Origin of the sequence: Acinetobacter calcoaceticus, assembly GCF_051947995.1 — a bacterium.
GTDB lineage: Bacteria > Pseudomonadota > Gammaproteobacteria > Pseudomonadales > Moraxellaceae > Acinetobacter.
In genome coordinates, this window is sequence record NZ_JBLVVH010000001.1 from 271306 (window position 1) to 296800 (window position 25495).

A 25495-nucleotide genomic window follows, 5' to 3' on the forward strand; every position below is an offset into this window, starting at 1 on the left:
TAGGAAAATGATATGAACACAAAGCTTTTATTTTCATCTCTTATTTGTAGCCTATGTTTTAGCGTAGCTGCACATGCGGCGGATACCAAAGCTACCCAAGACCCACAAGCCAAAAAGTATCAACAGGTTTGTAAAGGCAAAAAACAAGGTGACCCAGTTTCATTTGCGTATAAAGGCGTTGTTTTCAACGGTTCGTGTGAACCTAATGAAGCAGGTAAACTCGCATTCCAACCGCCAATGCCGGCTTCTAACGCTGCTGTAGACACACAAAGTCGTCTCTCTGAAACCCAGTCCGCTCCACGTCCAGTGAGCAGTGCTCCAATGGAAGCTGCGCCTGCGATGAGTGCACCGGCAGCGACACCTGCTCCGCCAGTTGCTCCTGATGTTGAACAGACTGCGCCATAATTGCAGCAACAATAAAGAAGGTCTTCATGACCTTCTTTTTTTTGTCTATAAAATCTAAAAACAATGTAATAGCGCTCACGCCGTCAAATATTTGTCCTTAAAATTGTAATCTGTCTATTTTATAATCCCTTTAATAAGTTTTAATCTATTACAATACCCACAAATACATTTATTTAGGTTTTCCTGTGAACTGGCTACAAATTCATATTACTGTTGATCAAAATCAAGTTGAACTGACCGAAACATTGCTTCTTTCATTGGGCGCGGTGAGTGTTACTTTAGATGATGCAGAAGATCAGGCCCTGCTTGAGCCATTACCAGGCGAAACTCCATTGTGGAATAAAGTCATCGTTACAGGTATTTACCAACAAGAAGAAGATGACCCGATTGATGTAGATGCTTTGGAAACTTTCCTTAAAGCTCAACTTCCAGATGTGCCGATGCGCCATGAATACCTTGAAAATCAGGTGTGGGAACGTGCCTGGATGGATTATTACGAACCGATTCAAATCAGTGAAAAATTCTGGATTGTTCCTGAATGGTTAGAACCGCCTGAAGCCGATGCAACCAACATCAAGCTTGATCCAGGTCTGGCTTTTGGTACAGGTAACCATGCCAGCACTTTCTTATGCTTACAATGGTTAGGCAAAACCGATGTCAAAGATAAAGTTGTCATCGACTATGGCTGTGGTTCAGGTATTTTAGGCGTTGCTGCCCTTTTATTAGGTGCTAAAAAAGTTTATGCAACGGATATCGACCCGCAAGCTGTACTCGCAACTAAACAGAATGCCGAGTTAAATGGCGTGCTTGACCGTCTATATGTCGGCTTACCTGAAGAGTTTGATCAGGAATTCAAACCTCAACAGGCTGATATTCTGGTTGCCAATATTCTTGCAGCCCCACTAATGGCACTTGCGCCTGAATTCTCAACTTTATTAAAAAATGAGGGCGAGTTCGCACTAGCAGGTGTAATTGAAGAGCAAGTTGCTGATGTTTCTAGCGTTTACGCCGAGTTTTTTGATATATTAGAAATTGAAAAGCGTGAAGAAAACTGGTGCCGCATTTCAGGAAAACGAAAAACAAGCTGAGAATTTTATAAATTATGAGTGAAAAACAAACCCGCTGCCCTAAATGTTCAACTGTGTACAAAGTGACCCTTTCACAACTCAGTGTTGCACAGGGTATGGTTTGTTGCCCAAAATGCGTGATTAACTTTAATGCATTAACCAATTTGCTCGAAACAGACAGTGAAGCGACGCCAACACCAGTTAATCGCTCGCTGTTTTCATCGATCCAGCCAGATAGCTCATTTGCAGAAAAACAGATGCAGATCTTGAGGATCTTCGATCAGAAAATTGAAAACTCCAATATTGACCTACTCACTTATTTAAATAACCTGAATTATTTTAATACCGAGCCGGTCACTGCCCTGCCCAACCTAAATCTTTCAGAAGATGCGGTTTTGATTGATCAGGAAAATAGTGACAAACAACATGGCTGGTTGTATTACACCCTTTGGGGAATCGGTAATATTGCCCTGATTCTGGTCTTTGCTTTCCAGATTTTATGGTTTAACCCGAAACTGATGCATGAAAGCCCGGCATTAAATCAGATGTTTAATTATGTCTGTGGTGTTCTCAGCTGCAAGATAAATAATGAACAATACCAGTCTCTCACCTTTGAGAAAGTTAAACTGAAACGGGTTGAGCATGATGCTACAGGCTTTTCTGGTGTATTGGTTAACCTGGATAAAAATAGTGTAGTACTTCCTCCAATCAAGGTTGTACTCAAACAAGATGGTGAAGCGATTTCTTATACCGTTTTAAAACCCCAAGACTATTTAGTCGACAGTTTAAAAACCATTCAGCGTATTCCATCCAATAGCCCTTTTCGCTTCGAATTTACCATTCCGAAAAGCAAAAATAGCTTCAATGACTATAGTTTAGAATTTGTACAGCCCTAAAAGCTCAAAAAAGTGACAAAAAAACAAAAAAAAGTGCAGTTAATTTGCTCACTTTTTCGCTGACAGTGGTATGATACGCGCCACGAATGCTTTGACCCACTTACTCCTCGTAATTTACAGACAATAAAATCGTTAAACGAACTGTGCTTTTACCCAATAAGCGCATTGTTGGTTTTTTTGTTTTTGAAAGTAGGCAGTAACAAATATTTAACTATTGTTACGCTTATTTTTTACACAACTCGAGGATTTGTGGCAAGCTAATAGTCCTTTTGTTTTAGAGTCACTGTTTTAGGATCTAAAACAGGGCTCAGTAATTTAGACCACATTTATATCACTTTACCCAAGTGATATTTTGATTTTTCGGATTAACACGCATGAATAGCAAATCTCCTATTTTTACGGCTCAATCTGATGTCGCTCTTCGCATCCATGTAGATCGCGCAGTTCGTCATTATTTTGCACAATTGCAAGGTGAGCAACCATCTCAAGTGTATGACATGGTTTTAGCAGAAATGGAGAAACCTCTTTTATCTGTGGTCTTAGAATATACTCGTGGCAACCAAACGCGTGCTGCTGAGATTTTAGGCCTTAACCGCGGAACTTTACGCAAAAAGTTAAAAGCTCACGGTTTAATGAGTGAATAATTGATAAAATGCTCACGTTCTCGTGGGCATTTTTTTTGCCTTTGTTTTAATCTGTAGACTTCAAACTGTTGACTAAAATCATGACTATCAAACGTGCTTTAATCTCTGTATCCGACAAAACCGGAATCGTTGAATTCGCTCAAAATCTTGTAGCGCTAGGGGTAGAAATTTTATCTACGGGCGGTACCTATAAGTTGCTTAAAGACAACAATATTGCCGTCGTAGAAGTTTCTGAACATACAGGTTTTCCTGAAATGATGGATGGCCGTGTTAAAACACTGCATCCAAAAATTCATGGAGGCATCTTGGCGCGTCGTGGTCTGGACGAAGCGGTGATGCAAGAACACAACATTGATCCGATTGATCTGGTGATTGTTAACCTGTATCCATTTGCGGCAACGGTAGCAAAGCCAAACTGCTCGCTTGCAGATGCAATCGAGAACATCGACATCGGTGGTCCGACCATGGTTCGTGCGGCAGCGAAAAACCACGCTTCAGTGGGTATTATCGTTAATGCAGCAGACTACGACACAGTCGTAGCCGAGCTAAAAGCAAATGGTACACTGTCTTATGAAACACGTTTCGATTTAGCAGTTAAAGCATTTGAGCATACAGCACAATACGATGGCATGATTGCTTCTTATTTAGGTGCACGCGTGGGTAAAGCAGAAGGCGAAGCGGATCTCTTCCCGCGTACCTTCAATACGCAACTGAATAAAGCACAAGATTTACGTTATGGTGAAAACCCGCATCAGAACGCAGCCTTCTATGTTGAAGAAAATGCAAAAGAAGCCTCTGTTTCTACTGCCAAGCAATTACAAGGCAAAGAACTCTCTTATAACAATATTGCAGATACCGATGCCGCACTTGAATGTGTGAAATCATTTGCGAAACCTGCTTGTGTGATCGTTAAACATGCTAACCCTTGCGGTGTTGCAGTTTCACTGGATGGCATCAAGGCAGCTTATGATCTTGCTTATGCAACCGATCCTGAATCAGCATTTGGCGGCATCATTGCATTCAACCGCGAATTAGACACTACGACAGCACAAGCAATCGTTGATCGTCAATTTGTTGAAGTGATTATTGCACCAAGCATTGCAGAAGGTGTACTTGAAATCACCGGTGCGAAAAAGAATGTACGCGTACTGGTCTGTGGTGAACTTCCGGCCATTGATGCACGTGCGCCACAGCTTGACTATAAACGCGTGAATGGCGGTTTATTGGTTCAAGACCAAGACTTGGGCATGATCACTAAAGATGACCTGAAAGTTGTGACCAAACGTGCGCCGACTGAACAGGAAATTGATGATCTTATCTTTGCATGGAAAGTTGCAAAATATGTGAAATCAAATGCGATCGTGTATGCGAAAAACCGCCAAACCATCGGTGTAGGCGCAGGTCAAATGAGCCGCGTCAACTCGGCACGTATTGCAGCCATTAAGGCTGAACATGCTGGTTTAGTGGTTGAAGGTGCAGTCATGGCCTCTGATGCATTCTTCCCGTTCCGTGATGGTATTGATAACGCTGCTAAAGCTGGCATTAAATGCATTATCCAGCCAGGCGGTTCAATGCGTGACGAAGAAACCATTGCAGCAGCAGATGAAGCTGGTATTGCCATGGTGTTTACGGGTATGCGTCACTTCCGTCACTAAATGATCTGAGTCTCAACGCAATCCCCCTAAATCCCCCTTTAAAAAGGGGGACTTACTTTTTCACCCGAATAAGCTTGCTCCCCTCTTTCGCAAAGAGGGGTTTGGGGGAGATTCAGAGGGACTTTTTTATTCTGAACAGGTATATTCTTAGATACGGAAAAAGGGAAATAACTTTATAATGAATATTTTAGTTTTGGGTAGCGGTGGCCGTGAACATGCACTTGCATGGAAAATCGCACAAGATGCAAAAGTCACTAAAGTCTTTGTGGCACCAGGTAATGCAGGTACTGCAACTGAAGACAAATGTGAAAATGTTGAACTCGATATTTTAGACAATCCAGCGATTATTGCTTTTGCCAAAGAAAATGATGTGGCATTGGTCATCGTTGGTCCTGAAGCACCTTTAGTGAATGGTGTGGTGGATGCAGCACGCGAAGCTGGCTTAAAAATCTGGGGGCCAACCCAATATGCAGCGCAGCTAGAAGGTTCAAAAGCATTTGCGAAACACTTCTTGAAACGTCACAACATTCCAACCGCTTTTTATGATGTCTTTACTGAAGTCGATGCCGCTAAAGCTTATGTAGAGCAAAATGGCGCACCTATTGTCATCAAGGCAGATGGCCTTGCGGCGGGTAAAGGCGTGATCGTGGCCATGACCAACGAAGAAGCTTTCGCTGCGATTGACGATATGCTTGCAGGCAACAAATTCGGTGATGCAGGTTCACGTGTAGTGATTGAGCAGTTCCTTGCAGGCGAAGAAGCCAGCTTCATTTGCATGATCGATGGCAACAACATTTTGCCAATGGCAACATCGCAAGATCATAAACGTATTTTTGAAGGCGATGAAGGTCCAAACACAGGTGGTATGGGTGCTTACTCTCCTGCCCCTGTGGTGACTGCGGAAGTCTTTGAACGTGTCATGAATGAAGTGATGCGCCCAACCGTTGATGGTATGGCTGCGGACGGTCACGTTTATACAGGTTTCTTATACGCGGGCTTGATGATTGATGAACAAGGTCAGCCACGTGTGATCGAATTCAACTGCCGTTTTGGTGATCCAGAAACCCAACCGATCATGATGCGCTTAAAATCATCTTTGGTTGATTTGGTAGAAGCAGGTATTGCAGGTAACTTGCCAGCTGAAGCTGAATGGGATGAGCGTAAATCGATTGGTATCGTGCTTGCTGCTGGTGGTTACCCTGAAACTGTACGCAAAGGCGATGTCATTTCAGGTCTTGGTCAATCTCCGGAAGACACCAAAATTTTCCATGCTGGTACAGCAATGAGTGCTGATGGTCATGTGATTACTGCAGGTGGTCGCGTACTCTGCGTTACGGCATTAGGTGATACGGTACTTGAAGCACAAATTAATGCACTAGAGGTGTGTGGTCAGGTCACTTTCACTGGCATGCAATACCGTAGCGACATTGGCTATCGCGCCATCGCCCGTGAAAAAGCAGAATAAGTAAATCCTGTAAAAAAAGCCTTCTTCGGAAGGCTTTTTTTATTCCTTAAATTGCATAATTTCCACTTCTATATTCATTATTTAAATATAAAATTCAGAAAAATATATATTTATGTTTTAATTCAACCTGCTACAGCACTTTTTTAAAAAAACCATAAAACTATCATCAATTTATATTTACTTATGCTGTAATTTCTCCTAAATAATCATAGTCTTATACCTCACAGTACACTTTGTTGCTCTGTCCCCTGCACTAAATTATTGCTATGATTGCCGAAATTTTAGATGTTGTTTTTATGTTAAATCAGTATTCTTTTTCTTTGATTTCAAATGATTAGAATATTTAGCCTAACAAAACAAATTGCAGCTAAATCCAAATTTGATTAGAAAAAGATATGAATACCTTATTTCCCGCTGTATATATACTGAATGGGAACATGAATATTCATTTATTTTTCGCGTGTTGTGGAAAGGACTCTACTGAAAACCTCAAGAATAATTCACGTGATTGTTTGAGGACGATGCCAATTTACAACATACAAACCTATTGCAATCATTAATGCTCGAGAAAAGCTGATTTTCTCGACATTATTCCGATTAGGATTTATACATGAAAAAGCTGATTAGTCTTTTTTTAAGTGTATCGGTGTTATTACTTGCTGCTTGCAGTAAACAACCGGATACCGCATCTACCGAGCAAAAAGGTGATGCTGCTGCATTACAAACTGTTGTAATCGCTTCTACAGGTTCTGACGCCGATATCTGGCGTTATATTGCAACTTTACCTGAAACTAAAGCTGCAGGTCTAAAACTTGAAATTAAAAACTTCACTGATTATGTTGCAATGAATACTGCAGCAGCAAACAAAGAAGTTGATCTGAATGCATTCCAGTCTTACGCTTACCTTGTGGCATTTAATGCTGCCAATAAAGATAAGATTGCACCTGTTTCAACCACCTATTTAGAGCCAATGGGTATCTACTCAAGCAAAGTCAAAAAAGTTGACGAATTTGCCGAAGGTGCCACCATTGCGATTCCAAATGACGGCGCAAACGAATCACGTGCATTATTACTTTTACAAAGCGCGGGCTTAATCAAGTTAAAAGCTGACTTTGATCCGGTAAAAGGCACACCTGCCGACATTACCGAAAACCCGAAAAAAATTGTGATCAAACCGATTCAAATGGCAACAGCTGTACGTGTTAAAGACGAAGTTGATGCGATTTTATTAGGTAATACGCTTGCAATGGAAGGTGGTTTAAACGTTCTGAAAGATGCGATCTTCTATGAGCCTGTAGATCAAAGCACCAAGCTAAATGTAAACGTTTTAGCCACTGCAGAATCGCGTAAAGACGATCCTGTATTGCAAAAAGTTGGCACGCTTTACCACACTGAAGCGGTGAAGAAATATGTGCAAGAACACTTCGCGGGTACGAAAGTTGACGTGAACAAACCAACAAGCTACCTCACCGAAGCAAATTCGTAATATAATGCTCTCAAATAAAACAGGCAAAGTGATTTTGCCTGTTTTTTCTTTTCTGCCATAGTACTGACGAACATGATCCAATTTAAAAACATTTCGAAACACTATCAGTTGAAAGGTCAAACGATCAATGCACTGGACCAGATCAATTTAGAGATCCCGGACGGCAGTATCTTTGGCATTATCGGCTATAGTGGTGCAGGTAAAAGTACACTGATCCGTTTGATTAATTTGCTTGAACGCCCGACGCAGGGACAAGTTATTATCAATCAAAAAGACTTTACTGCGATGGACGCACGCACACTTCGTCAAGAACGTGCAAATATTGGCATGATCTTTCAGCACTTCAATCTTCTTCAGACCAAAACCGTGTCTGAAAATATTGAGATGCCGCTTAAATTATTGGGGCACAGTAAAGCTGAACGGGATAAACGTCTGGCTGAATTACTCGATTTTATCGATCTAAAACATAAAAAAGATGCCTACCCTGATGAACTTTCAGGTGGTCAAAAACAACGTGTTGGTATCGCACGTGCGCTAGCCAATCACCCTAAGATTCTACTCTGTGACGAAGCAACCTCCGCACTTGACCCACAAACCACCAAATCAGTTCTGGCACTCTTAAAAAAGATCAATCAGGAACAGAACATTACCATTGTCATGGTCACCCATGAAATGGATGTGATCGAATCGGTATGTGACTATGTAGCCGTAATGGAATCAGGACATGTGATTGAAACTGGTCCAACCTTGGATATTTTCAGCCAGCCGCAACATCCAACCACCAAAACCTTTATTCAAACGGTTTTACAGCAGCAGTTACCTGTCAATATTTTAAGTAATCTTGAACACCAGCATCACAATAGTATCTATAGCCTGCAGTTTCTGGGCACTTCTGCACAGGAAACCGTGATTCAGGCTGCGATTAAACAGTTTGATGTCAGCTTAAATATTCTGTTTGCCAACATGACCGAGATTAATGGTACCGTGATCGGACAAATGTTTATTCAACTGCTGGGCGATCCGTTGATCATTCAAGACACCGTAAAGTTCCTTGAACTTCAAGGCGTGAAAGTAGAACAATCTGGAGTGGTCAGCCAATGAGAGATTTAATTGTACAATGGCTCACGCAAGTCACTGCTCCTTTTTGGCATAGCTCGCTCTCGATCGACCAGTTTGTAACGGCACTGCAAGAAACTTTCCAGATGGTCTTCTTCTCTTTGCTATTTGGTTGTATTTGGGGCTTGATTCAGGGTATCACCCTGGTCGTGACCCGCACTGGCGGTATTTTACAAAATCGTGCGATTTATTATTTCCTCAATCCGATTGTGAATGCCCTGCGCTCCCTGCCTTTCATTATTCTTTTGATCGCTGTGATTCCACTCACCAAAATGCTGGTGGGTACATCGATTGGCACATGGGCTGCGATTGTACCGCTCACAATCTATGTTGGGCCATACTTAGGTCGTTTGATTGAAACCTCTCTGCTCGAAGTCAATGAAGGTATTGTTGAGTCCGCTCAGGCCATGGGGGCGTCACCATGGCAGATCATCTTCAAGTTTATTATTCCCGAAGCACGTAGCTCCCTGATTCTTAACCTGACCACAGGCACAATTTCCCTGATCGGTGCAACAGCAATGGCAGGTGCCGTCGGTGCAGGTGGTATCGGTGACTTGGCAATTTCGTACGGTTATCAACGTTTCGACACCAGCGTGGTGATTTTAACCGTAATCGTGTTATTGCTACTGGTGCAAATGGTACAGATGCTTGGGGATTGGTTGGCTAAATTGCGCTAATCCATGAGTTTATAAAAAACGCTCAACTTGAGCGTTTTTTGTTTTTTAGCTTTTAGTTGGAAAAATAGATTTCATTGGCAGCCTTGAATGTATTGACATGTAAAGGCACCAAATCATCCAGCGCCTGATATCCCCCCGCCAATACAAACAAGAGTGGAATTTTCATTTTCTTGGCCATATCAAAGACAATACGATCCCGTTCAAATAGCAACTCAGTGGTCAACCATTTGGAACCATATTTATCATGCTGGTGGCAGTCCATCCCGGCCTGATAAATCATCAGATCCGATTCCCAGCGTGATGCATACTGAAAAGCCTCAAAGATCGCCTCTCGATACAAATCAAAATTTCCATGTTTCGGATGAATATATCGGGTCAGACTACGTTCACCCGCCTTGCAGCCAAAACGGATGCCAAAAATGCCAAAATTAATCAGGTTGGTCATACGGTTGGTAAAAATAGCCGTACCATCCCCCCCATGTTGATCACAATCCAAAATGAAGATCCGTTTCTCAGGATATTGCTTGGCGACCAGTGCCAGACCATTAAAAGTGCAATACGCGGCACCCGATTCATAACTGGCGTGATGAAATCCCTGGGCAATATTGGCAGCGATTCCTTCTTTCAAGGCAATCTCAGCGCCTCGCAATTGACCCGCCTGAACCGATAAAATCGCATCTCTCAACTGCTCGTTCCATGGCTTAAAACCTTGAATGGTTGCAAATGCCGATTGCCCTGATAGAAAAGCATCGACGTAGTGTGGATGATGTAGTTTTCTTAAGATCTCAATATCAATCAGCCCTGGATCAACCAGCTCTGCCATGTGCTGCGTACGCAGCACATCGGCAACAGCGGTGAGTTTTTCCATACTATTGGTATGCGTCTGTGCAAAGTAGCGTGGAGAGTAACAAGCCTTTAGCATGGATGTCCTACATAAATCTGATCTTTGGCAATATCCATCAGCTGACTTAACTCAGTGCTATCCGGTCTGAATAATCCATTATCGACCTGTTGTTTAAAATGATAGCCGAATGCCCGCGCACGATGTTGTGGCGATACAGCCAAGGTGGTTAGACGTAAAAACCAGAAACCATTCATTTTAGCAATCGGGATCACATATCCCTTATATTGCTTGTTTTTATGTTTTTCGAGTTGTTCAATCTCATAATGTGTAGAGAATAAACTGCCTGCCGGTAATCGCACACCATTCATCATTAAAGGAACCAGACTGATACAGGAATGGTTATCCCCCATATTCAGCTTTTCCATCATCACCGGCTGATCATGTTGATCTACAAAAATATTGATTTCACCCTGCCGCAATAAACGGTGATGTGCAATGCGCAAAAAGAATTTTTCCGCCATGGGACAAGAACCCACCTTAGGCTTTTCAGGCAAAGCCTGACATTCGATCATGCCAAAATCCTGCGCTGTATGAGGAAGGATAATATCGGCAAGCAACTGACAGATCAGTTTACTTTCTTCGAGCTGGGCATATTGATGAATATGTCTGAGTTTGGCTTGAAAGTCGACTTCTTGCTGTAAATTCTGTGCAAAGCTCTCTTGCTGGTTTAAACGCTTTAAAGTCTGTTGGACTCCTAAATTGATATCAAGATTCCGCCACGTTTCTAGTATCAGACCATATGAACCCGCTTGATTGAGAATATTTTTCAGCGCTTTGCTTTCATAATCTTCAAAAATGCGTAAATCCTGAAACCCAACCGGATCACGCACCTGCGAAACAAACTCTGCAATCACTCGCGTCGCTTGTGTATAGCCACAACCTCTGCGTTCTGTTTGATGGCTAAAGTGTTCATTCAACATTTCTGTTAGTTTGGCAGAGAGCGGATATAAATATTTTTTAAAAATCATGACCACTTCGTGATCAACCACATCAGACATAAGCTCCCCCTGCTTTGTTATGATGATTTACAACGACCTCATCCTTATTTTGTTAAATCTAATTTTAAATAGTTTAGCTTTAATAAAGTATTTCTTATAGGATTAAAGATGAATATAAATCATTCACTTATAAAACTTTTCTTTCATCTTTAATGAAAATACAACACTTGTCAACTATTAATAAATTGCGTGGATATCGACGTCAGAATCTGCCTTAAAAAGTCAGTATTACTGTACAAATGCAGCGCTTTTTTGCACTGAATGACATTTGCACTTAAACTAGAGACAGGCACTAAACGTTTAGTACCCCACCCACAATAACCACATGCAATAAAGCTCCAGGATTCGGTCATGCACTATAAGATTCATGTCATTGACGTCAAAAATGCCTTAAAAAATTATATCTGGTTATTGGAAGATACACGCAGCAAAGAAGTTATTGCGGTCGATCCCACAGAAGCCGATCTGGTCACCACCTTTTGCCAGCAACATCAACTCACGCTGAAACAGGTCTGGCTGACCCATTGGCATCCAGACCATACCGGTGGTGTCCCTGGCTTATTGGCCAATCAGAATATTGAAGTCTTTGGGCCGCGAGATGAATTGAGCAAAATCTCTCTCATCTCAAATCCGCTACAGAACAATGATCATTTTCACTTTAATGATCTGAAAATTGAGGTGATCGCAACACCAGGTCATACCTTAGGTCATATCACTTATTTTATTGAAGAAATGGATAGCCTGTTCAGTGGTGATACCCTGTTTGCAATGGGCTGCGGGCGCTTATTCGAAGGCACAGCCGAACAAATGTACCATTCCTTAAATCGACTGGCCGCATTACCTATCCAGACCAAAGTGTATTGCACCCATGAATATACCCTTGCCAATGGCGAGTTTGCCTTGACTGTCGAGCCACATAATGTCGCCTTGCAAGAACGGATGCGACAGGTCAAAGCATTACGCGATGCAGAGCAAATCACCTTGCCGAGCACCATTGAACTGGAACTTGCAACCAATCCTTTTTTACGTACCGATAGTGCTGAGGAGTTCGCGCGTATCCGTAGCCTGAAAGATCAGTTTTAATTATTGATGTTAATTTGAGCAATTCATTTTCTACGTTTCATTTAAGGTAGAAAATGAAATCATTTTTTACATTTATCATGAAATATTTATTTAAAAAATAATTTTTAAACACAGAAAGACAAAAACATTTTAATTAATAAATTCAAATAGATGAAAAACCATCAGATAAGATTATACCTAGAAAAATTACGCTAATTTTACATTACTTACACGTGGCAAAATAATTCTATGTATTGCCCCTTTAAAAAAATTTGGCTGACCCTTATTAATAAATACATGTTCACAAGGAGATCTCTGGCATGAAAAACAGAGTTGTTAAAGCAAAAAACGTATTGGCTTTCCGTATTTGGTTAGAAAAATTGGGATATTCAGTTAAAAATCTTACAGATAACCGTGGTTTTACCTTTAGCTTTAAAAAAGAATATGGTTTGGTGACAGGCGATCTCTCTGGTAATGCTTTAGCAATGCAGTTGGGTGAAGAATTCGAAGATCATTTAAAAGCCTAATGATAAAATTTCCAAAACACGAGGGTTTCAAAGGGATTTGGAATCCTTGATTTATAAAAATAAGCATAGTTCCAATTTTATCTCCCTTTTTAATTCTTCATTTTCTAGCCATTTCCAATAAAAATTTCATTGGAACGAAACCGATTTCCAAGTATCATATTGCCCAGTCGAGGGATGCTGCGACAATTGATCGGTACTAAAGATCAATTTGCCAGGCTCGACGATCGGTTAAACATTCGCTTTAGCCAACAACGGCATCCGCGAACAGAATGATCCATACTATTTTTTCTAGGAGATCCTGATGAACGCGGTGAATGCTTCATTTACAGATTATAAAGTTGCCGATATTTCCCTTGCTGACTACGGTCGTAAAGAGATCAAACTTGCTGAAGCAGAAATGCCAGCTTTGATCGGCTTACGTAAGCGTTATTCTGCTGCTAAACCACTTGCTGGCGCAAAAATTCTGGGTTGTATCCATATGACCATCCAGACTGCCGTTTTAATTGAAACATTGGTTGAACTTGGCGCAGAAGTACGTTGGACTTCATGCAACATCTTCTCGACTCAAGACCATGCTGCTGCTGCCATTGCTGCAAGCGGCGTGCCTGTATTTGCCTGGAAAGGTGAAACAGAAGAAGAATATGTATGGTGCCTAGAGCAACAGATCAATGTAAATGGTCAGCCTTGGGATGCCAACATGATTCTGGACGATGGCGGTGACTTGACTGCACTTGTTCACGAAAAATACCCTGCACTGTTAGAACGCATCCACGGCATTACCGAAGAAACCACTACAGGCGTACAACGCCTATTGGAAATGTGGAAAGACGGTTCACTTAAAGTTCCTGCCATCAATGTGAATGATTCGATCACTAAATCGAAAAACGACAACAAATACGGTTGCCGTCATTCATTAAACGATGCGATCAAACGTGCGACTGACATGTTACTTTCTGGTCGTCGTGCACTTGTGATCGGTTATGGTGATGTGGGTAAAGGTTCTGCTCAATCTTTACGCCAAGAAGGCATGATCGTACGTGTCACTGAAGTGGACCCGATTTGCGCAATGCAAGCATGTATGGATGGCTACGAAGTTGTTTCTCCATACAAAAATGGCGTACAAACTGGCAAGAAAGAAGACATCAATCACGATCTACTCGGCAATACTGACCTTGTTGTGACCACTACGGGTAACTACCACGTATGTGATTCAGCCATGTTAGATAGCTTAAAAGCGGGTGCGGTTGTATGTAATATTGGTCACTTTGACACTGAAATCGATACAGCTTACCTCCGTGGTTACAAGTGGGTTGAAGTAAAGCCACAAGTACACCAAGTATATCGTTCAGAAGATGAAAACAACTATTTGATCCTTCTTTCAGAAGGTCGACTAGTCAACCTTGGTAATGCCACAGGTCACCCATCACGTGTCATGGATGGTTCTTTCGCCAACCAGGTTTTAGGTCAAATGCATTTATTCGCTGAGAAATTTGCTGATTTGCCTGCCGATCAAAAACAAGCGGCGATTCGCGTAGAAGTACTTCCTAAGAAATTAGACGAAGAAGTTGCTGCAGCAATGGTTGTTGGCTTCGGTGGTGTATTAACACAACTGACGCAAGTACAGGCAGATTACTTAGGCGTTCCAGTGGAAGGCCCGTTCAAATCTGACGCTTATAAATACTAAGAACATCAGGGCAGACGTTTTACGGACTGCCCTTTTTTCTAAAATTTTCCAGGCGAGTTAAAAAGGATTTGAAATGACCAAGCGTGTTCCTATTTCTTTTGAATTTTTCCCACCAAAAACTGATGCGGGTGCGGAAAAGTTACGTGTTGTTCACCAAGAACTACAACTGTTAAATCCAGAGTTTTTCTCCATTACGTATGGCGCTGGCGGTTCTACTCGTGAACGTACCTTAGCGGCGATCAATGACTTTAATGGTCAAGGCACCCCTGTTGCACCGCACTTGTCTTGTATCGGGGATGATAAGGCACGTATCGCTGAGCTTTTAGACTTATATAAATCTCAAGGCATTGATCGTATTGTGGCATTGCGTGGCGATTTACCGTCAGGTCAGGTCGGCCTGGGTGAACTCCCTTATGCTCAGGATCTGGTTCGCTTTATTCGCGAACACTCAGGTGACCATTTCCACATTGAAGTGGCGGCTTATCCTGAAATGCACCCACAGGCAGACAGTTTCGATGGGGATATCCAGCGTTTTGTAGAGAAAGTCAATGCAGGCGCTAATGCAGGCATTACCCAATTTTTCTTCAATCCAGATGCATATTTCTACTTTATTGAACGAATTGCCAAAGCAGGCGTGAATATTCCAGTTGCACCAGGTATCATGCCGATTACTAATGCCAGTAACCTGATCCGCTTTGCTGATGGTACAGGTGCCGAAATTCCACGCTGGATCCGCAAGCAACTTGCTGCCTATGGTGATGATAGCGCAAGTATCAAAGCTTTCGGTCACGAAGTGATTGTGAATCTGTGCGAGCGACTGATCGCGGGTGGCGCACCAACCCTGCACTTCTACTCAATGAACCAAACCGAACCGACTCGACAACTGGTTGTTGATCTTGGTTTAAACTAATTTGTACGAGCCCTACCCAAGCATGAATCGTTTTTATATCGAAACCGAATTAAATACTGGCCATACCATTGAATTAACAGAATCGGTATTTCATCACTGGGTACGCGTGCTTCGTGCCAAAGAACAAGAACAGGCCATCTTTTTCAATGGAAAAGGTGGCGAATATGTCGTAACACTGACTCAGATCAACAAAAAAAATGCCTTTGTTTCAGTCGATCAATTTGATGCAGCAGATCGTACTGCACCTTTTAAAGTGATCTTAGGACAAGTCATGAGTAAAGGTGATCGTATGGATTATGCGATCCAGAAGGCAACTGAACTCGGTGTTACCACGATTCAGCTCTTAACCAGTGAACGTTGCGAAATGCGTTTAAAGTATGATCGTGATCAAAAGAAACTGGATCACTGGCAGTCTGTTGCCATTGCCGCATGTGAACAATGCGGCATGAACCGTGTACCGGAAATTCTTGCGCCTATTTCACTGAGCGACTGGGTTGAGTCCGACTTACCAGCATCCCGTTTTGTGCTTGCCCCGAATAAAGATCAGGAAAATGTACTGTTAAATAGTTTACCTGAGCTGGCCTTACTGATTGGCCCCGAAGGTGGCTTAAGTGAAGCAGAAATTAACACGGCCAATCAAAATAATTTTAAAAACTGGTGTATTGGAGACCGGGTTTTAAGAACAGAAACCGCGCCGGTTGTGGCTTTATCCATTTTGAATTATCACTTTGCCCGCTAATGCTGCCCGAGCATTGCTTTCCCTTTTGTTTAGCGTTAATTTAAAACGAAAAGTGACTATGTTTACAAAAAAACAAAGACTGTGCACATAGATAAAAAATGAAAAGGATTATGCTTGATATGTTAGGGGTTCAGGACAAAAGCTTGCCACAGTTTATCTATACGGATCAAATCAGTTATCCAAATCATGTCCGCTTGTTTGTCATAAGCGTGTTTTGTATTTGCCTGTTAGATTATGCGCTGTTTGGCGTTTTTTATACGTTTGAATCCAATATTTTTACCACCTGGATGAGTATAACGCTTGTCATCCTGTTAAGTTTTTCCGGTATTTGTCATTTTCTGTTAAAACGTTATTCTGCGGTTCGCTATGCCCGTAAAACCAACCTTATTTTCCAGCTCATCTGTTTTTTTACAGGCCTATTGATTGGCGCCAATACGGTCATTATTAATGATTATTTAGGCACTGATGTTCCGAATCTGATTGGCTCCCATGTTTTAACGCTCACAGCTTTACTGCTTACCGCCTCCCATATCATTGCACTCACCTTTTTAACGCAACATATTCGTTATTTCTTTTTATTTTTCATCCCGAGTATTACCCCATTACTCATTTCCCAGCTTTTGCATCGGGATCATGAACATAACTTATTCTATCTGGCCTACTATTCATCGTTTTTTGCAACCGTACTTTGTGCTCAGGCGACCTACAAGATTCATAAACATCTTGCGCTGGTACTTGAAAAGAATAAACAACTGATTGATGTCGCAGAACAGCATAATCACTGGACAGAAGAACTATGCCAGCAACTGCAGCATGAAGTGAATAAATCAAAAGATATCGAAGCCCAGCTCCAGTTCAATAATCATTTGTTAGAACAGAAAGTCCGTGAGCGCACCTTTGATTTAACCCAGATGAACGAAAGTTTAGAGGAACATCGGCAAAGTCTGGCGCTGGCCCATGAAACGGCCGGGATTCAACATTGGGACTGGAATCTTGAAAACACCATTCACAACACGACCCCACCCGCCCATGAAGTCGCACATAATGCCCAGAATCTTTATGCCCTGCTAAATGAAGTTGCACATCCCAATGACGTTGAACGTGTAAAAAACACGCTCCATCAACATTTATCCGGTCAATCACCACGTTATGAAGAAACTTTTCGTGTCAAACATGAAAATGGCGACTGGACCTGGATTCATGCTGTCGGTCAGGTCATTTTAAGAGACCCGAAAAGTGGTACCGCTTTACGTATGGTTGGCGTGCATCGTGATATCAATCAGGAAAAGAAAGATCAGGAACGCCTCAAGTTAGCTGCCAATGTGTTTGAACAGGCCTCTGAAGGTATTTTCATTCTGGATGAAAACTTTCATTATGTTGAGATCAATCCTAAATACGAACAGCTTACAGGTCTGGATAAACAGGCCATTCTAGGCAACCAGCTATTTGAAATTACCAAGCAGAATAAACAGCATCATCATAATTTTCATCTGTCCATTCTGGATACGCTACGCGAAGCGCAGGAATATGAAGGTGAATTTCAGGAAACCTATACCTCTGACAAATCATGTTTCCTCTGGATTCATATCAATGCAGTCAAAGATGAACAGGATCGGGTCATTAATTATATTGGTATTGTCTCAGATCAGACTGAACGCAAACATCAGGAACAGCGGTTATCTTATTTGACCAATTACGATACGCTAACGGACCTGCCTAACCGTTTTTATTATCAGCAACAACTGCATCAATATCTGGTCAATGAACCTGCCATTCAACATCTGGCAGTCATTCGCCTGAATATCGATCGTTTCCGTGCACTTAATGAAATCATCAGCAATAAAGCAGGAAACGAGTTGCTTAAACAAGTGGCGCAACGTCTACGGATCAGTAATATTGATGCCCTGCTGGTAGCTCACTTAAGTGCAGATGATTTTGCGATTATTTATGAAATATCACATTTACATCCACCTATTCACCAATTGTGCAACAACATCGTAGAAGCGTTTAGCAAAGCATTTTATATTGCCGATCAGGAGTATTTTGTCAGCATCTCGATTGGGGTAGCCACATATCCAGAGCATGGCCGTCAGGTTGATAATCTAAACACCCATGCTGAACAGGCGTTGAATGAAGCCAAACGCTTAGGCGGTAACACCATTCACTATTATTCCAACGAAAGAGCAAATTTTGTTGCCAAATATAGTGATCTTGAGCTTGATCTGAGAAAAGCCATTCAAAACAATGAACTGGTGGTTTACTATCAACCGAAGATGAGTACAGTCGACGATCAGGTGAATGGTTTTGAGGCCCTGATTCGCTGGAAACATCCAAGCAAAGGGCTAATTATGCCAAGCATTTTTATTCCTTTAGCAGAAAGTACCAGCTTGATCTCCGATATCGGACAGTTTGTACTACATGAAGCAGCCAAACAATTACAGGCTTGGCAACAACTGGGTTTTAGCAATATCAATATTGCCGTCAACATTGTGGCGCAACAGATTTTACGTGGTCAGTTACTGCATGATATTGATGAGGTTCTGACGACTTATGGTATTTCCGGCAAAAATCTGGAACTGGAAATTACTGAGTCTGCCTTTCTGGAAAATACCGAAAACGTAAAAACCATTCTCAATGCCCTCAAGCAACGTCAGATTTCAATTGCCCTGGATGACTTTGGTACAGGCTACTCTTCTCTTGCCTACCTAACCGAATATCCAATTGACATTTTAAAAATTGATCGTGCATTTATTTTAAAAATTGGCAATCCCAAACAGGATGCGATCGTTAATGCCATGATCGCCATGGGCAAAACCATTGGCCTAAAAGTTGTTGCCGAAGGTGTGGAAACAGAACAGCAGCGTGAATATCTAAAAAGACAAAACTGCGACATATTGCAGGGTTACCTGTTCTCCAAGCCCTTGACTGCGACTGGTGCAACCGAATACCTGCAACAGCATCTACATCTGTCAACAGCAGGATATTCCATTTAAACGTAAATTTTAAGCTTTTTCGCCCTTTCTTTCGTGCTCGGTATCGACTGTGAATAGCGTTATCGTTCACTGAAAATAAGCTTTTTTGACTGTGCGAAAGCATGAACTAGTGCTATATTCTTGTGCACTTATCTTAATATAGTAATTGGACGTGTATATGTCTGATTATTATCGGAACAAATGAGACTCAGATGGACGATCAATCTTTAAAACAAGCCGCTTTGTATTACCATGAATTTCCTACACCTGGAAAAATCAGTGTGACACCGAACAAGCAGCTCGTTAACCAACGAGATCTAGCGCTTGCGTATTCCCCTGGTGTTGCAGCTCCATGTTTAGAAATCGAACGTGACCCTTCTACCGCAGCAAAATATACAGCGCGTGGTAATCTGGTCGCCGTCGTGAGTAATGGTACTGCCGTGCTTGGTTTGGGAAATATTGGTCCTCTTGCTTCTAAACCAGTGATGGAAGGTAAAGGCGTTCTATTTAAAAAGTTCGCTGGTGTTGATGTATTCGATATCGAAATTGATGAAAATGATCCAGACAAGATCGTTGATATCGTTGCGGCGCTAGAGCCGACTTTTGGTGGTATCAACCTCGAAGATATCAAAGCGCCAGAATGTTTCTATATCGAAAAGAAACTTCGCGAACGCATGAAAATTCCTGTATTCCATGATGACCAACATGGAACCAGTATTATTGTCGGTTCAGCATTGCTCAATGCTTTACAGATCGTAAATAAGAAAATTGATGAAATTAAAATTGTTGCCTCTGGCGCAGGTGCTGCTGCACTTTCTTGCCTAGACTTACTTTGCGCTTTAGGCGTAAATAAAAACAACATTGTTGTCGCCGACTCTCGTGGACTTCTGACTACTGCGCGTGAAGGTCTGGACGAATCTAAAAAACGTTATGTTCAAGACATTCAGGCAAGCCAGTTACATGAAGTCATGGCAGGCGCAGACATGTTCCTTGGGCTTTCAGCAGCAGGTATCTTAACTAAAGAAATGGTTAAGGAAATGGCTGAGAACCCGATCATTTTTGCCTTGGCAAATCCTGATCCGGAAATTTTACCTGAACATGCGCATGAAGTTCGCCCAGATGTCATCATGGCAACAGGCCGCTCTGACTATCCAAACCAAGTGAACAATGCACTTTGTTTCCCTTATATCTTCCGTGGTGCGCTTGATGTTGGTGCAACAACCATTAACGAAGACATGAAAATTGCCTGTGTTCACGCGATTGCGCGTATGGCACATGTGGAAGCAGATGCCGCAACTTATGGTGAAAAATCAGCTTCATTTGGTCGTGACTACCTGATCCCTCGCCCACTTGATCAACGTTTGATTCTGGAAATTGCACCGGCCGTTGCAAAAGCAGCGATGGATTCTGGTGTCGCAACCCGCCCGATCGAAGATTTCTCTGCATATCGTCAACGTCTTTCCGAGTTTGTTTATAACTCGGCATTCTTGATGAAGCCAATCTTTGCACAGGCGAAGACCGATCCTAAACGCATTGCTTATGCCGAAGGTGAAGATCTACGCGTATTACGTGCGGTTCAGATTGCTGTTGATGAAGGCTTGGCAAAACCGATTCTTGTTGGTCGTACCGCCGTGATCGAAGAGAATATCAAAAAGCTTGGTTTACGCTTACAACATGGTGTAAACATTGAAATCGTCGATCAGGAAAAAAATCCTCAGTACGAAGAGTTCTCTAAAGAATATCACCAGATCATGCAACGTAAAGGCGTTACAGTTGAATACGCTCAACGTGAAGCACGCCGTCGTTCTACACTCATCGCAGCCATGCTGGTGAAGTTTGGTCAAGCAGATGGTATGTTATGTGGTACCTATTCAAGCTATGATATTCACTTAGATTTCGTGAAAAATATCATTGGCTTGAAAGAAGGTCGTAGCACATTCTTTACCTTGAACGCCTTGATGCTTGAAGATCGCAATTTATTTATTGCCGATACCTATGTAAACACCAACCCAACTGCGGCTCAGCTTGCTGAAATGACAATTTTGGCAGCAGAAGAAGTTCGTCGTTTTGGTATTACACCGCGTGTTGCCCTGCTTTCACACTCGAGCTTTGGTAGCGATCAAACCGATCCAAGCGCACAAAAAATGCGTGAAGTTTACCGTTTGTTATCTGAACAGGCTCCTGAACTTGAAGTGGAAGGCGAGATGCACGGTGATGCTGCACTGGATGAAAACATCCGTCATTTTGCATTCCCGAATTCACGCTTCAAAGGTTCAGCAAATCTGTTGATTATGCCTAACCTTGATTCAGCAAACATTTCATTCAACCTGTTAAAAGCAACTTCGGGGAATAATGTCACCATTGGTCCTATTTTACTTGGTGCTGCAAAACCTGTTCATATTCTGACACCTACAGCAACGACTCGTCGTCTGGTCAATATGACAGCATTAACAGTTGCTGAAATTCAACAAAGCCAGAACTAAGTTCACCTAAGCAAAGCTTTTCTGGAAAAGCTTCGCTTTACGCTTGAGAAAACCTCTATTCTGTAGCATGATTGTGTGAAGAATAGAGGTTTTTTCATGCAAGTTTATTTAGTAGGCGGTGCAGTTCGGGATCATTTGCTCGGCCATCCCTATCACGAAAAAGATTATGTGGTGGTTGGAGCAACGCCCGAGCAATTATTGGCCGAAGGTTATCAACCTGTCGGTAAAGATTTTCCTGTATTTCTACATCCAAAAACAAAAGAAGAATATGCACTGGCACGTACCGAACGCAAATCCGGTGTGGGTTATCATGGTTTCCAGTTCTTTACAGACCCCTCGGTCAAATTGGAAGATGACCTGATTCGTCGCGACCTAACCATTAATGCAATGGCAATGGATGAAACTGGCACAGTCTATGATCCCTATGGTGGTCAGCAGGACTTGCAACACAAAATTCTACGTCATGTTTCAGATGCATTTACCGAAGATCCATTACGTGTACTTCGCGTAGCCCGTTTTGCCGCACGTTATGCCACTTACGGCTTTAAGGTTGCTGAAGAAACCCTGCAATTGATGCGAAAGATTGCCCAGTCAGGTGAATTAAGCGCATTAACCCCCGAACGCGTCTGGAAAGAAACCTCTCGTGCCTTAATGGAAGATCATGCAGATGTGTATTTCCAGATCTTAAAAGACTGTGACGCCTTGGAAGTCTTATTCCCGGAAATCAATGCATTATTCGGCGTTCCTCAACGTCCAGAATATCATCCTGAAATTGATTGCGGCATTCACACCCTGATGGCACTAAAACAGGCCTGTTTAGCAAATTATGCGCTTGAAGTCCGTTTTGCGGTACTGGTCCATGACTTGGGGAAAGCACTCACCCCTATAGATGAATTACCACGGCATATCATGCATGAAGAGCGTGGCATCTCACCCGTTACCGAGATCTGTGACCGCTTGAAAGTACCGACTGCCCTGAAAAATCTGGCCCTGATCGTATGTAAAGAGCATTTAAAATGTCATCAGGTAAAGAATCTGAAACCGGGTACCTTATGGCGCTTGTTACAACGTTTGGATGTGCTACGCCGACCAGAGAAAGTGGAAGCTTTTGTACAGGCCTGTGAGTGTGATGCCAAAGGTCGTTTAGGTTTAGAGCAACGTCCTTATCCGCAAGCCCAATATATGTTAGAGGCAATGCAAATCGTCAGAAATATACGTGCGCAGGATTTACCCGAACATGTCAGCGGCCCTGAAATTGGAGAAATGCTGATTCAATATCGAATTGATGCGTTGGCAAAGTTCAAGGAACAGCACATTAACTGATTAATTTTTAAGTAAATAAGATCTTTTTTCCACATTTTTTGCTCGCTTTACGCTGAAAAGATTATTAATCAAGCAAACGATTAATTTTATTTACTATTGTTGTTGACGCATCTGCTTTTCATGCCTAAAATGCGCATCAGATTCTCCAATAGCTCAGTCGGTAGAGCGACGGACTGTTAATCCGCAGGTCCCTGGTTCGAGCCCAGGTGGGAGAGCCAAGATTCTAAAAAGCCCTGATCATTGATCGGGGCTTTTTTTATGGCACGATAACATTAAATCCCCATAAAAAAACCTCTGCTGATCAGAGGTTTTTTCTTTCAGATTCAGATTAAGCAGCCACTGTTGCAGGTATACCACTATGAAAACGGAAGGTATCATCTGGAGTTAAAATCAGATTTTTTTCCACTTCACGGATATATTCAATGCGTTGCTGAATATCTTCTTCTGGATCTTTGAGTTTCGCTGATTTTGCAACATCCAAAGCCAACGCTAAATAGTCCTCAAAATGGCGAGATTCCGATTTAAGCAAATAACGGTAGTAACGCCCCAGTTCATCATCCACAATCGGCGCCAGCGCATAGAAACGCTCGCATGAACGTGCTTCTACAAAAGCACCAATAATCATGACATCAATCAATGCTTCAGGCTCGTAAGTACGGATTTCTTTACGTAGCCCACCTGCATAACGCCCTGCGCTCAAGCCTTTCCATTCTTGACCGCGCTTGTTCATGAATTCCAGCACCTGCTCATAATGCAGCATTTCTTCACGCACCAATTGCGCCAATTTCACTTGCAAATCTGTAAAGAAGCTGTAGCGGAACATCAGGTTCATGGCTGTACTTGCCGCTTTTTTCTCACAATTGGCATGGTCTTGCATCAAGATATCAAGGTTATTCACCGCTTCATCCAGCCATGCCTGAGGCGTTGTACAACCCAAGAATGCAATGACGGGTTGCATCAGCTCATTATAATTTACACTACTCATCAATTTATCTCGCAGCAGCCTGAATTGCTGCTTTCATATCTTTTACTGCTTGAGCCAGTCCAACGAATACGCTATCGGCAATAATCGAATGCCCAATATTCAGCTCATGAATTTGCGGGATCGCTGCAATCGCCGCAACATTATCCAGATTTAAACCGTGACCTGCATTGACCACCAGACCTTTGGCAGCTGCGTACTCTGCCCCTTTGATAATACGCGCCAATTCGGCTTGTTGCTGTTCATCGGTTTCTGCATCTGCATAAGCGCCAGTATGAATTTCAATCGTCGGCGCACCACATGCGACAGCCGCATCAATCTGTGCCAGATCTGCATCAATAAATAACGACACATCACTACCAATTGCGGTCAGTGCTGCCGTTGCCGCCTTCACTTTTTCAAAGTGCCCTACAACATCCAGACCACCTTCGGTTGTCACTTCTTGACGACGTTCTGGGACGAAGCAAACATGCTGAGGCTGAATCTCTTTGGCAAATGCAACCATTTCATCTGTCACAGCCAGTTCCAGATTCATTCGCGTTTTCAATAATGGACGCATACGACGTACATCATCATCCTGAATATGACGACGATCTTCACGTAAATGTAAGGTAATCCCCTCTGCACCCGCTTGCTCACAAACCAAAGCAGCCTGAACTGGATCAGGGTAAGTTGTACCACGTGCCTGTCTTAATGTTGCAACATGATCAATGTTTACACCCAAGATTGCAGCCATAAAAAATATCCTATCGGTTGAGCCCTGAATAATGATTTTCAATACATCAGGAATATCAAGTTTGTGTACTTTGAATCCAGAGTTGACGGCTTTTAAGTGGCCGGTCACCCAGCAATGAGCTAATCATTTGACGGTATAGTTTACCCAATAATTGCAATTGTTCGTGAGAAAAATCCTGACCATCTTCATAGTTTTGCATAGCCGCAATCAACGTACCTGAAAGTGTTGAACGTGATGCTTGCGCAACCGGCAAAAAGCCATCATTCAACTGAAACTGGTAATGTCTCAGTGGCAGAATTTGCTGCTGATTTGCATCTACTGAAAAATCGATGGCATAGCCCAGCTCTTGCAATAAAACGTGCTCGAATTGGCGCAGGATTTGGCGCAAGAATAAGGACGCTTGCTCATGTGAGGCGAGTTGCTGCAATTGCAACAAGGTCAACTGATATTGCTCAAATGTCTGTGGCAATGCCTCTTCTAAAGGACAAAGGCGTAACACAATTTCATTGAGATAGAAGCCAGCAAAAAATGCATCGCCATGAAAGAAAACAGGCTGGTTCAGAATTTCCAGTTTAGTAAAATTTTTAAGCTCGGATTTGCCTGTCGCTTGCAAGCAAATAGGTTGATACTGCGGTGGAGGAATCTGTCTTAAGATTCCATCCACTCGGCCATATTCTTGTGTAAATAAATGCACAATATGGCTTTTTTCACGATATTTACGATGATGAATCAAATAGCCATGCAGGACTTCATTACGCATCATG

The 25495-nt window shown here is 42.3% G+C and carries 22 protein-coding genes and 1 tRNA gene; 18 read left to right on the forward strand and 5 right to left on the reverse strand.

Annotated elements, in window-relative coordinates; genetic code table 11:
- The first annotated feature begins 12 nt into the window (after nucleotides 1–12).
- The 9 genes from ACNQO6_RS01360 to ACNQO6_RS01400 all read left to right on the forward strand — a co-directional run bounded on the left by ACNQO6_RS01360 (nucleotide 13) and on the right by ACNQO6_RS01400 (nucleotide 9411).
- A complete protein-coding gene (locus ACNQO6_RS01360) occupies nucleotides 13–405 on the forward strand; it encodes a hypothetical protein (protein ID WP_032871982.1) in 393 nt (130 codons plus the stop codon).
- Between the two features lie 185 nt (nucleotides 406–590).
- On the forward strand, nucleotides 591–1493 hold the full coding sequence (gene prmA / locus ACNQO6_RS01365) for a 50S ribosomal protein L11 methyltransferase (RefSeq protein WP_005229571.1): 903 nt from the start codon (nucleotides 591–593) through the stop codon (nucleotides 1491–1493).
- A 14-nt stretch (nucleotides 1494–1507) separates the two neighbouring features.
- Complete coding sequence (locus ACNQO6_RS01370; RefSeq protein ID WP_343580246.1) at nucleotides 1508–2368, forward strand: DUF3426 domain-containing protein; 861 nt, start codon at nucleotides 1508–1510, stop codon at nucleotides 2366–2368.
- A gap of 374 nt (nucleotides 2369–2742) precedes the next feature.
- Entirely contained in the window at nucleotides 2743–3012 is a 270-nt protein-coding gene (fis, locus tag ACNQO6_RS01375; RefSeq protein WP_001086304.1) for a DNA-binding transcriptional regulator Fis, read from the forward strand.
- An 80-nt stretch (nucleotides 3013–3092) separates the two neighbouring features.
- Entirely contained in the window at nucleotides 3093–4667 is a 1575-nt protein-coding gene (gene purH / locus ACNQO6_RS01380; RefSeq protein WP_199972475.1) for a bifunctional phosphoribosylaminoimidazolecarboxamide formyltransferase/IMP cyclohydrolase, read from the forward strand.
- A gap of 178 nt (nucleotides 4668–4845) precedes the next feature.
- Complete coding sequence (gene purD / locus ACNQO6_RS01385) at nucleotides 4846–6132, forward strand: phosphoribosylamine--glycine ligase (protein WP_343580251.1); 1287 nt, start codon at nucleotides 4846–4848, stop codon at nucleotides 6130–6132.
- A 610-nt stretch (nucleotides 6133–6742) separates the two neighbouring features.
- Nucleotides 6743–7618, forward strand: a complete 876-nt coding sequence (locus tag ACNQO6_RS01390; protein WP_262754487.1) for a MetQ/NlpA family ABC transporter substrate-binding protein — start codon at nucleotides 6743–6745, stop codon at nucleotides 7616–7618.
- Nucleotides 7619–7690: 72 nt separating this feature from the next.
- Nucleotides 7691–8719 (forward strand): methionine ABC transporter ATP-binding protein, encoded by a 1029-nt coding sequence (locus ACNQO6_RS01395; protein WP_343580254.1) that lies wholly within the window; start codon nucleotides 7691–7693, stop codon nucleotides 8717–8719.
- Nucleotides 8716–9411 (forward strand): methionine ABC transporter permease, encoded by a 696-nt coding sequence (locus ACNQO6_RS01400; protein ID WP_004654491.1) that lies wholly within the window; start codon nucleotides 8716–8718, stop codon nucleotides 9409–9411. The genes ACNQO6_RS01395 and ACNQO6_RS01400 overlap by 4 nt, the downstream gene beginning before the upstream one ends.
- A 52-nt stretch (nucleotides 9412–9463) precedes the next feature.
- Here the strand turns inward: ACNQO6_RS01400 and ACNQO6_RS01405 are convergent, their stop codons facing one another.
- Both ACNQO6_RS01405 and ACNQO6_RS01410 read right to left on the reverse strand, forming a co-directional pair.
- Nucleotides 9464–10333 (reverse strand): histone deacetylase, encoded by an 870-nt coding sequence (locus ACNQO6_RS01405; RefSeq protein ID WP_440207882.1) that lies wholly within the window; start codon nucleotides 10331–10333, stop codon nucleotides 9464–9466.
- Complete coding sequence (locus tag ACNQO6_RS01410) at nucleotides 10327–11313, reverse strand: hypothetical protein (RefSeq protein ID WP_440207883.1); 987 nt, start codon at nucleotides 11311–11313, stop codon at nucleotides 10327–10329. Before ACNQO6_RS01410 ends, ACNQO6_RS01405 begins: the two co-directional genes overlap by 7 nt.
- A gap of 351 nt (nucleotides 11314–11664) precedes the next feature.
- Here ACNQO6_RS01410 and gloB point away from each other — a divergent pair, with 351 nt between their 5' ends.
- From gloB to ACNQO6_RS01455, 9 genes are all read left to right on the forward strand, one after another.
- Nucleotides 11665–12396 (forward strand): hydroxyacylglutathione hydrolase, encoded by a 732-nt coding sequence (gene gloB, locus ACNQO6_RS01415; RefSeq protein ID WP_440207884.1) that lies wholly within the window; start codon nucleotides 11665–11667, stop codon nucleotides 12394–12396.
- A gap of 299 nt (nucleotides 12397–12695) precedes the next feature.
- A complete protein-coding gene (locus ACNQO6_RS01420) occupies nucleotides 12696–12902 on the forward strand; it encodes a hypothetical protein (protein ID WP_004771531.1) in 207 nt (68 codons plus the stop codon).
- Nucleotides 12903–13203: 301 nt separating this feature from the next.
- The gene (gene ahcY, locus ACNQO6_RS01425) at nucleotides 13204–14586 is read left to right on the forward strand and encodes an adenosylhomocysteinase (RefSeq protein ID WP_004771530.1); all 1383 of its coding nucleotides are present in this window, start codon (nucleotides 13204–13206) and stop codon (nucleotides 14584–14586) included.
- 73 nt (nucleotides 14587–14659) lie between these two features.
- On the forward strand, nucleotides 14660–15496 hold the full coding sequence (gene metF, locus ACNQO6_RS01430) for a methylenetetrahydrofolate reductase [NAD(P)H] (protein ID WP_005229551.1): 837 nt from the start codon (nucleotides 14660–14662) through the stop codon (nucleotides 15494–15496).
- A gap of 22 nt (nucleotides 15497–15518) precedes the next feature.
- Nucleotides 15519–16235 (forward strand): 16S rRNA (uracil(1498)-N(3))-methyltransferase, encoded by a 717-nt coding sequence (locus ACNQO6_RS01435; RefSeq protein ID WP_440207885.1) that lies wholly within the window; start codon nucleotides 15519–15521, stop codon nucleotides 16233–16235.
- Nucleotides 16236–16354: 119 nt separating this feature from the next.
- A complete protein-coding gene (locus ACNQO6_RS01440) occupies nucleotides 16355–19228 on the forward strand; it encodes an EAL domain-containing protein (protein WP_440208061.1) in 2874 nt (957 codons plus the stop codon).
- A gap of 191 nt (nucleotides 19229–19419) precedes the next feature.
- Complete coding sequence (locus ACNQO6_RS01445) at nucleotides 19420–21690, forward strand: NADP-dependent malic enzyme (RefSeq protein ID WP_009514604.1); 2271 nt, start codon at nucleotides 19420–19422, stop codon at nucleotides 21688–21690.
- 96 nt (nucleotides 21691–21786) lie between these two features.
- On the forward strand, nucleotides 21787–23013 hold the full coding sequence (locus ACNQO6_RS01450) for a multifunctional CCA addition/repair protein (protein WP_440207886.1): 1227 nt from the start codon (nucleotides 21787–21789) through the stop codon (nucleotides 23011–23013).
- A 142-nt stretch (nucleotides 23014–23155) separates the two neighbouring features.
- Nucleotides 23156–23231: transfer RNA gene (locus tag ACNQO6_RS01455), tRNA-Asn, on the forward strand.
- Nucleotides 23232–23341: 110 nt separating this feature from the next.
- Here ACNQO6_RS01455 and ACNQO6_RS01460 read toward each other — a convergent pair.
- From ACNQO6_RS01460 to recO, 3 genes are read right to left on the reverse strand one after another with little or no spacing between them, the layout of a single operon-like run.
- Nucleotides 23342–23998 (reverse strand): tRNA-(ms[2]io[6]A)-hydroxylase, encoded by a 657-nt coding sequence (locus ACNQO6_RS01460; RefSeq protein WP_440207887.1) that lies wholly within the window; start codon nucleotides 23996–23998, stop codon nucleotides 23342–23344.
- A 4-nt stretch (nucleotides 23999–24002) separates the two neighbouring features.
- On the reverse strand, nucleotides 24003–24731 hold the full coding sequence (gene pdxJ / locus ACNQO6_RS01465) for a pyridoxine 5'-phosphate synthase (RefSeq protein ID WP_009514627.1): 729 nt from the start codon (nucleotides 24729–24731) through the stop codon (nucleotides 24003–24005).
- A gap of 55 nt (nucleotides 24732–24786) precedes the next feature.
- A complete protein-coding gene (gene recO, locus ACNQO6_RS01470) occupies nucleotides 24787–25494 on the reverse strand; it encodes a DNA repair protein RecO (RefSeq protein WP_440207888.1) in 708 nt (235 codons plus the stop codon).
- Between the last annotated feature and the right edge of the window lies 1 nt (nucleotide 25495).

Excerpts from the sequence above, each read along its gene's own strand:
- metF (WP_005229551.1), top strand. The coding sequence starts at position 14,660 with ATGACCAAGCGTGTTCCTATTTCTTTTGAATTTTTCCCACCAAAAACT.
- ACNQO6_RS01400 (WP_004654491.1), top strand. The coding sequence starts at position 8,716 with ATGAGAGATTTAATTGTACAATGGCTCACGCAAGTCACTGCTCCTTTT.
- ACNQO6_RS01395 (WP_343580254.1), top strand. The coding sequence starts at position 7,691 with ATGATCCAATTTAAAAACATTTCGAAACACTATCAGTTGAAAGGTCAA.
- pdxJ (WP_009514627.1), bottom strand. The coding sequence starts at position 24,731 with ATGGCTGCAATCTTGGGTGTAAACATTGATCATGTTGCAACATTAAGA.
- ahcY (WP_004771530.1), top strand. The coding sequence starts at position 13,204 with ATGAACGCGGTGAATGCTTCATTTACAGATTATAAAGTTGCCGATATT.
- ACNQO6_RS01405 (WP_440207882.1), bottom strand. The coding sequence starts at position 10,333 with ATGCTAAAGGCTTGTTACTCTCCACGCTACTTTGCACAGACGCATACC.
- recO (WP_440207888.1), bottom strand. The coding sequence starts at position 25,494 with ATGATGCGTAATGAAGTCCTGCATGGCTATTTGATTCATCATCGTAAA.
- ACNQO6_RS01440 (WP_440208061.1), top strand. The coding sequence starts at position 16,355 with ATGTTAGGGGTTCAGGACAAAAGCTTGCCACAGTTTATCTATACGGAT.
- ACNQO6_RS01390 (WP_262754487.1), top strand. The coding sequence starts at position 6,743 with ATGAAAAAGCTGATTAGTCTTTTTTTAAGTGTATCGGTGTTATTACTT.
- purD (WP_343580251.1), top strand. The coding sequence starts at position 4,846 with ATGAATATTTTAGTTTTGGGTAGCGGTGGCCGTGAACATGCACTTGCA.
- ACNQO6_RS01445 (WP_009514604.1), top strand. The coding sequence starts at position 19,420 with ATGGACGATCAATCTTTAAAACAAGCCGCTTTGTATTACCATGAATTT.
- gloB (WP_440207884.1), top strand. The coding sequence starts at position 11,665 with ATGCACTATAAGATTCATGTCATTGACGTCAAAAATGCCTTAAAAAAT.
- fis (WP_001086304.1), top strand. The coding sequence starts at position 2,743 with ATGAATAGCAAATCTCCTATTTTTACGGCTCAATCTGATGTCGCTCTT.
- ACNQO6_RS01420 (WP_004771531.1), top strand. The coding sequence starts at position 12,696 with ATGAAAAACAGAGTTGTTAAAGCAAAAAACGTATTGGCTTTCCGTATT.
- ACNQO6_RS01460 (WP_440207887.1), bottom strand. The coding sequence starts at position 23,998 with ATGAGTAGTGTAAATTATAATGAGCTGATGCAACCCGTCATTGCATTC.
- ACNQO6_RS01450 (WP_440207886.1), top strand. The coding sequence starts at position 21,787 with ATGCAAGTTTATTTAGTAGGCGGTGCAGTTCGGGATCATTTGCTCGGC.
- ACNQO6_RS01435 (WP_440207885.1), top strand. The coding sequence starts at position 15,519 with ATGAATCGTTTTTATATCGAAACCGAATTAAATACTGGCCATACCATT.
- purH (WP_199972475.1), top strand. The coding sequence starts at position 3,093 with ATGACTATCAAACGTGCTTTAATCTCTGTATCCGACAAAACCGGAATC.
- ACNQO6_RS01360 (WP_032871982.1), top strand. The coding sequence starts at position 13 with ATGAACACAAAGCTTTTATTTTCATCTCTTATTTGTAGCCTATGTTTT.
- ACNQO6_RS01370 (WP_343580246.1), top strand. The coding sequence starts at position 1,508 with ATGAGTGAAAAACAAACCCGCTGCCCTAAATGTTCAACTGTGTACAAA.
- ACNQO6_RS01410 (WP_440207883.1), bottom strand. The coding sequence starts at position 11,313 with ATGTCTGATGTGGTTGATCACGAAGTGGTCATGATTTTTAAAAAATAT.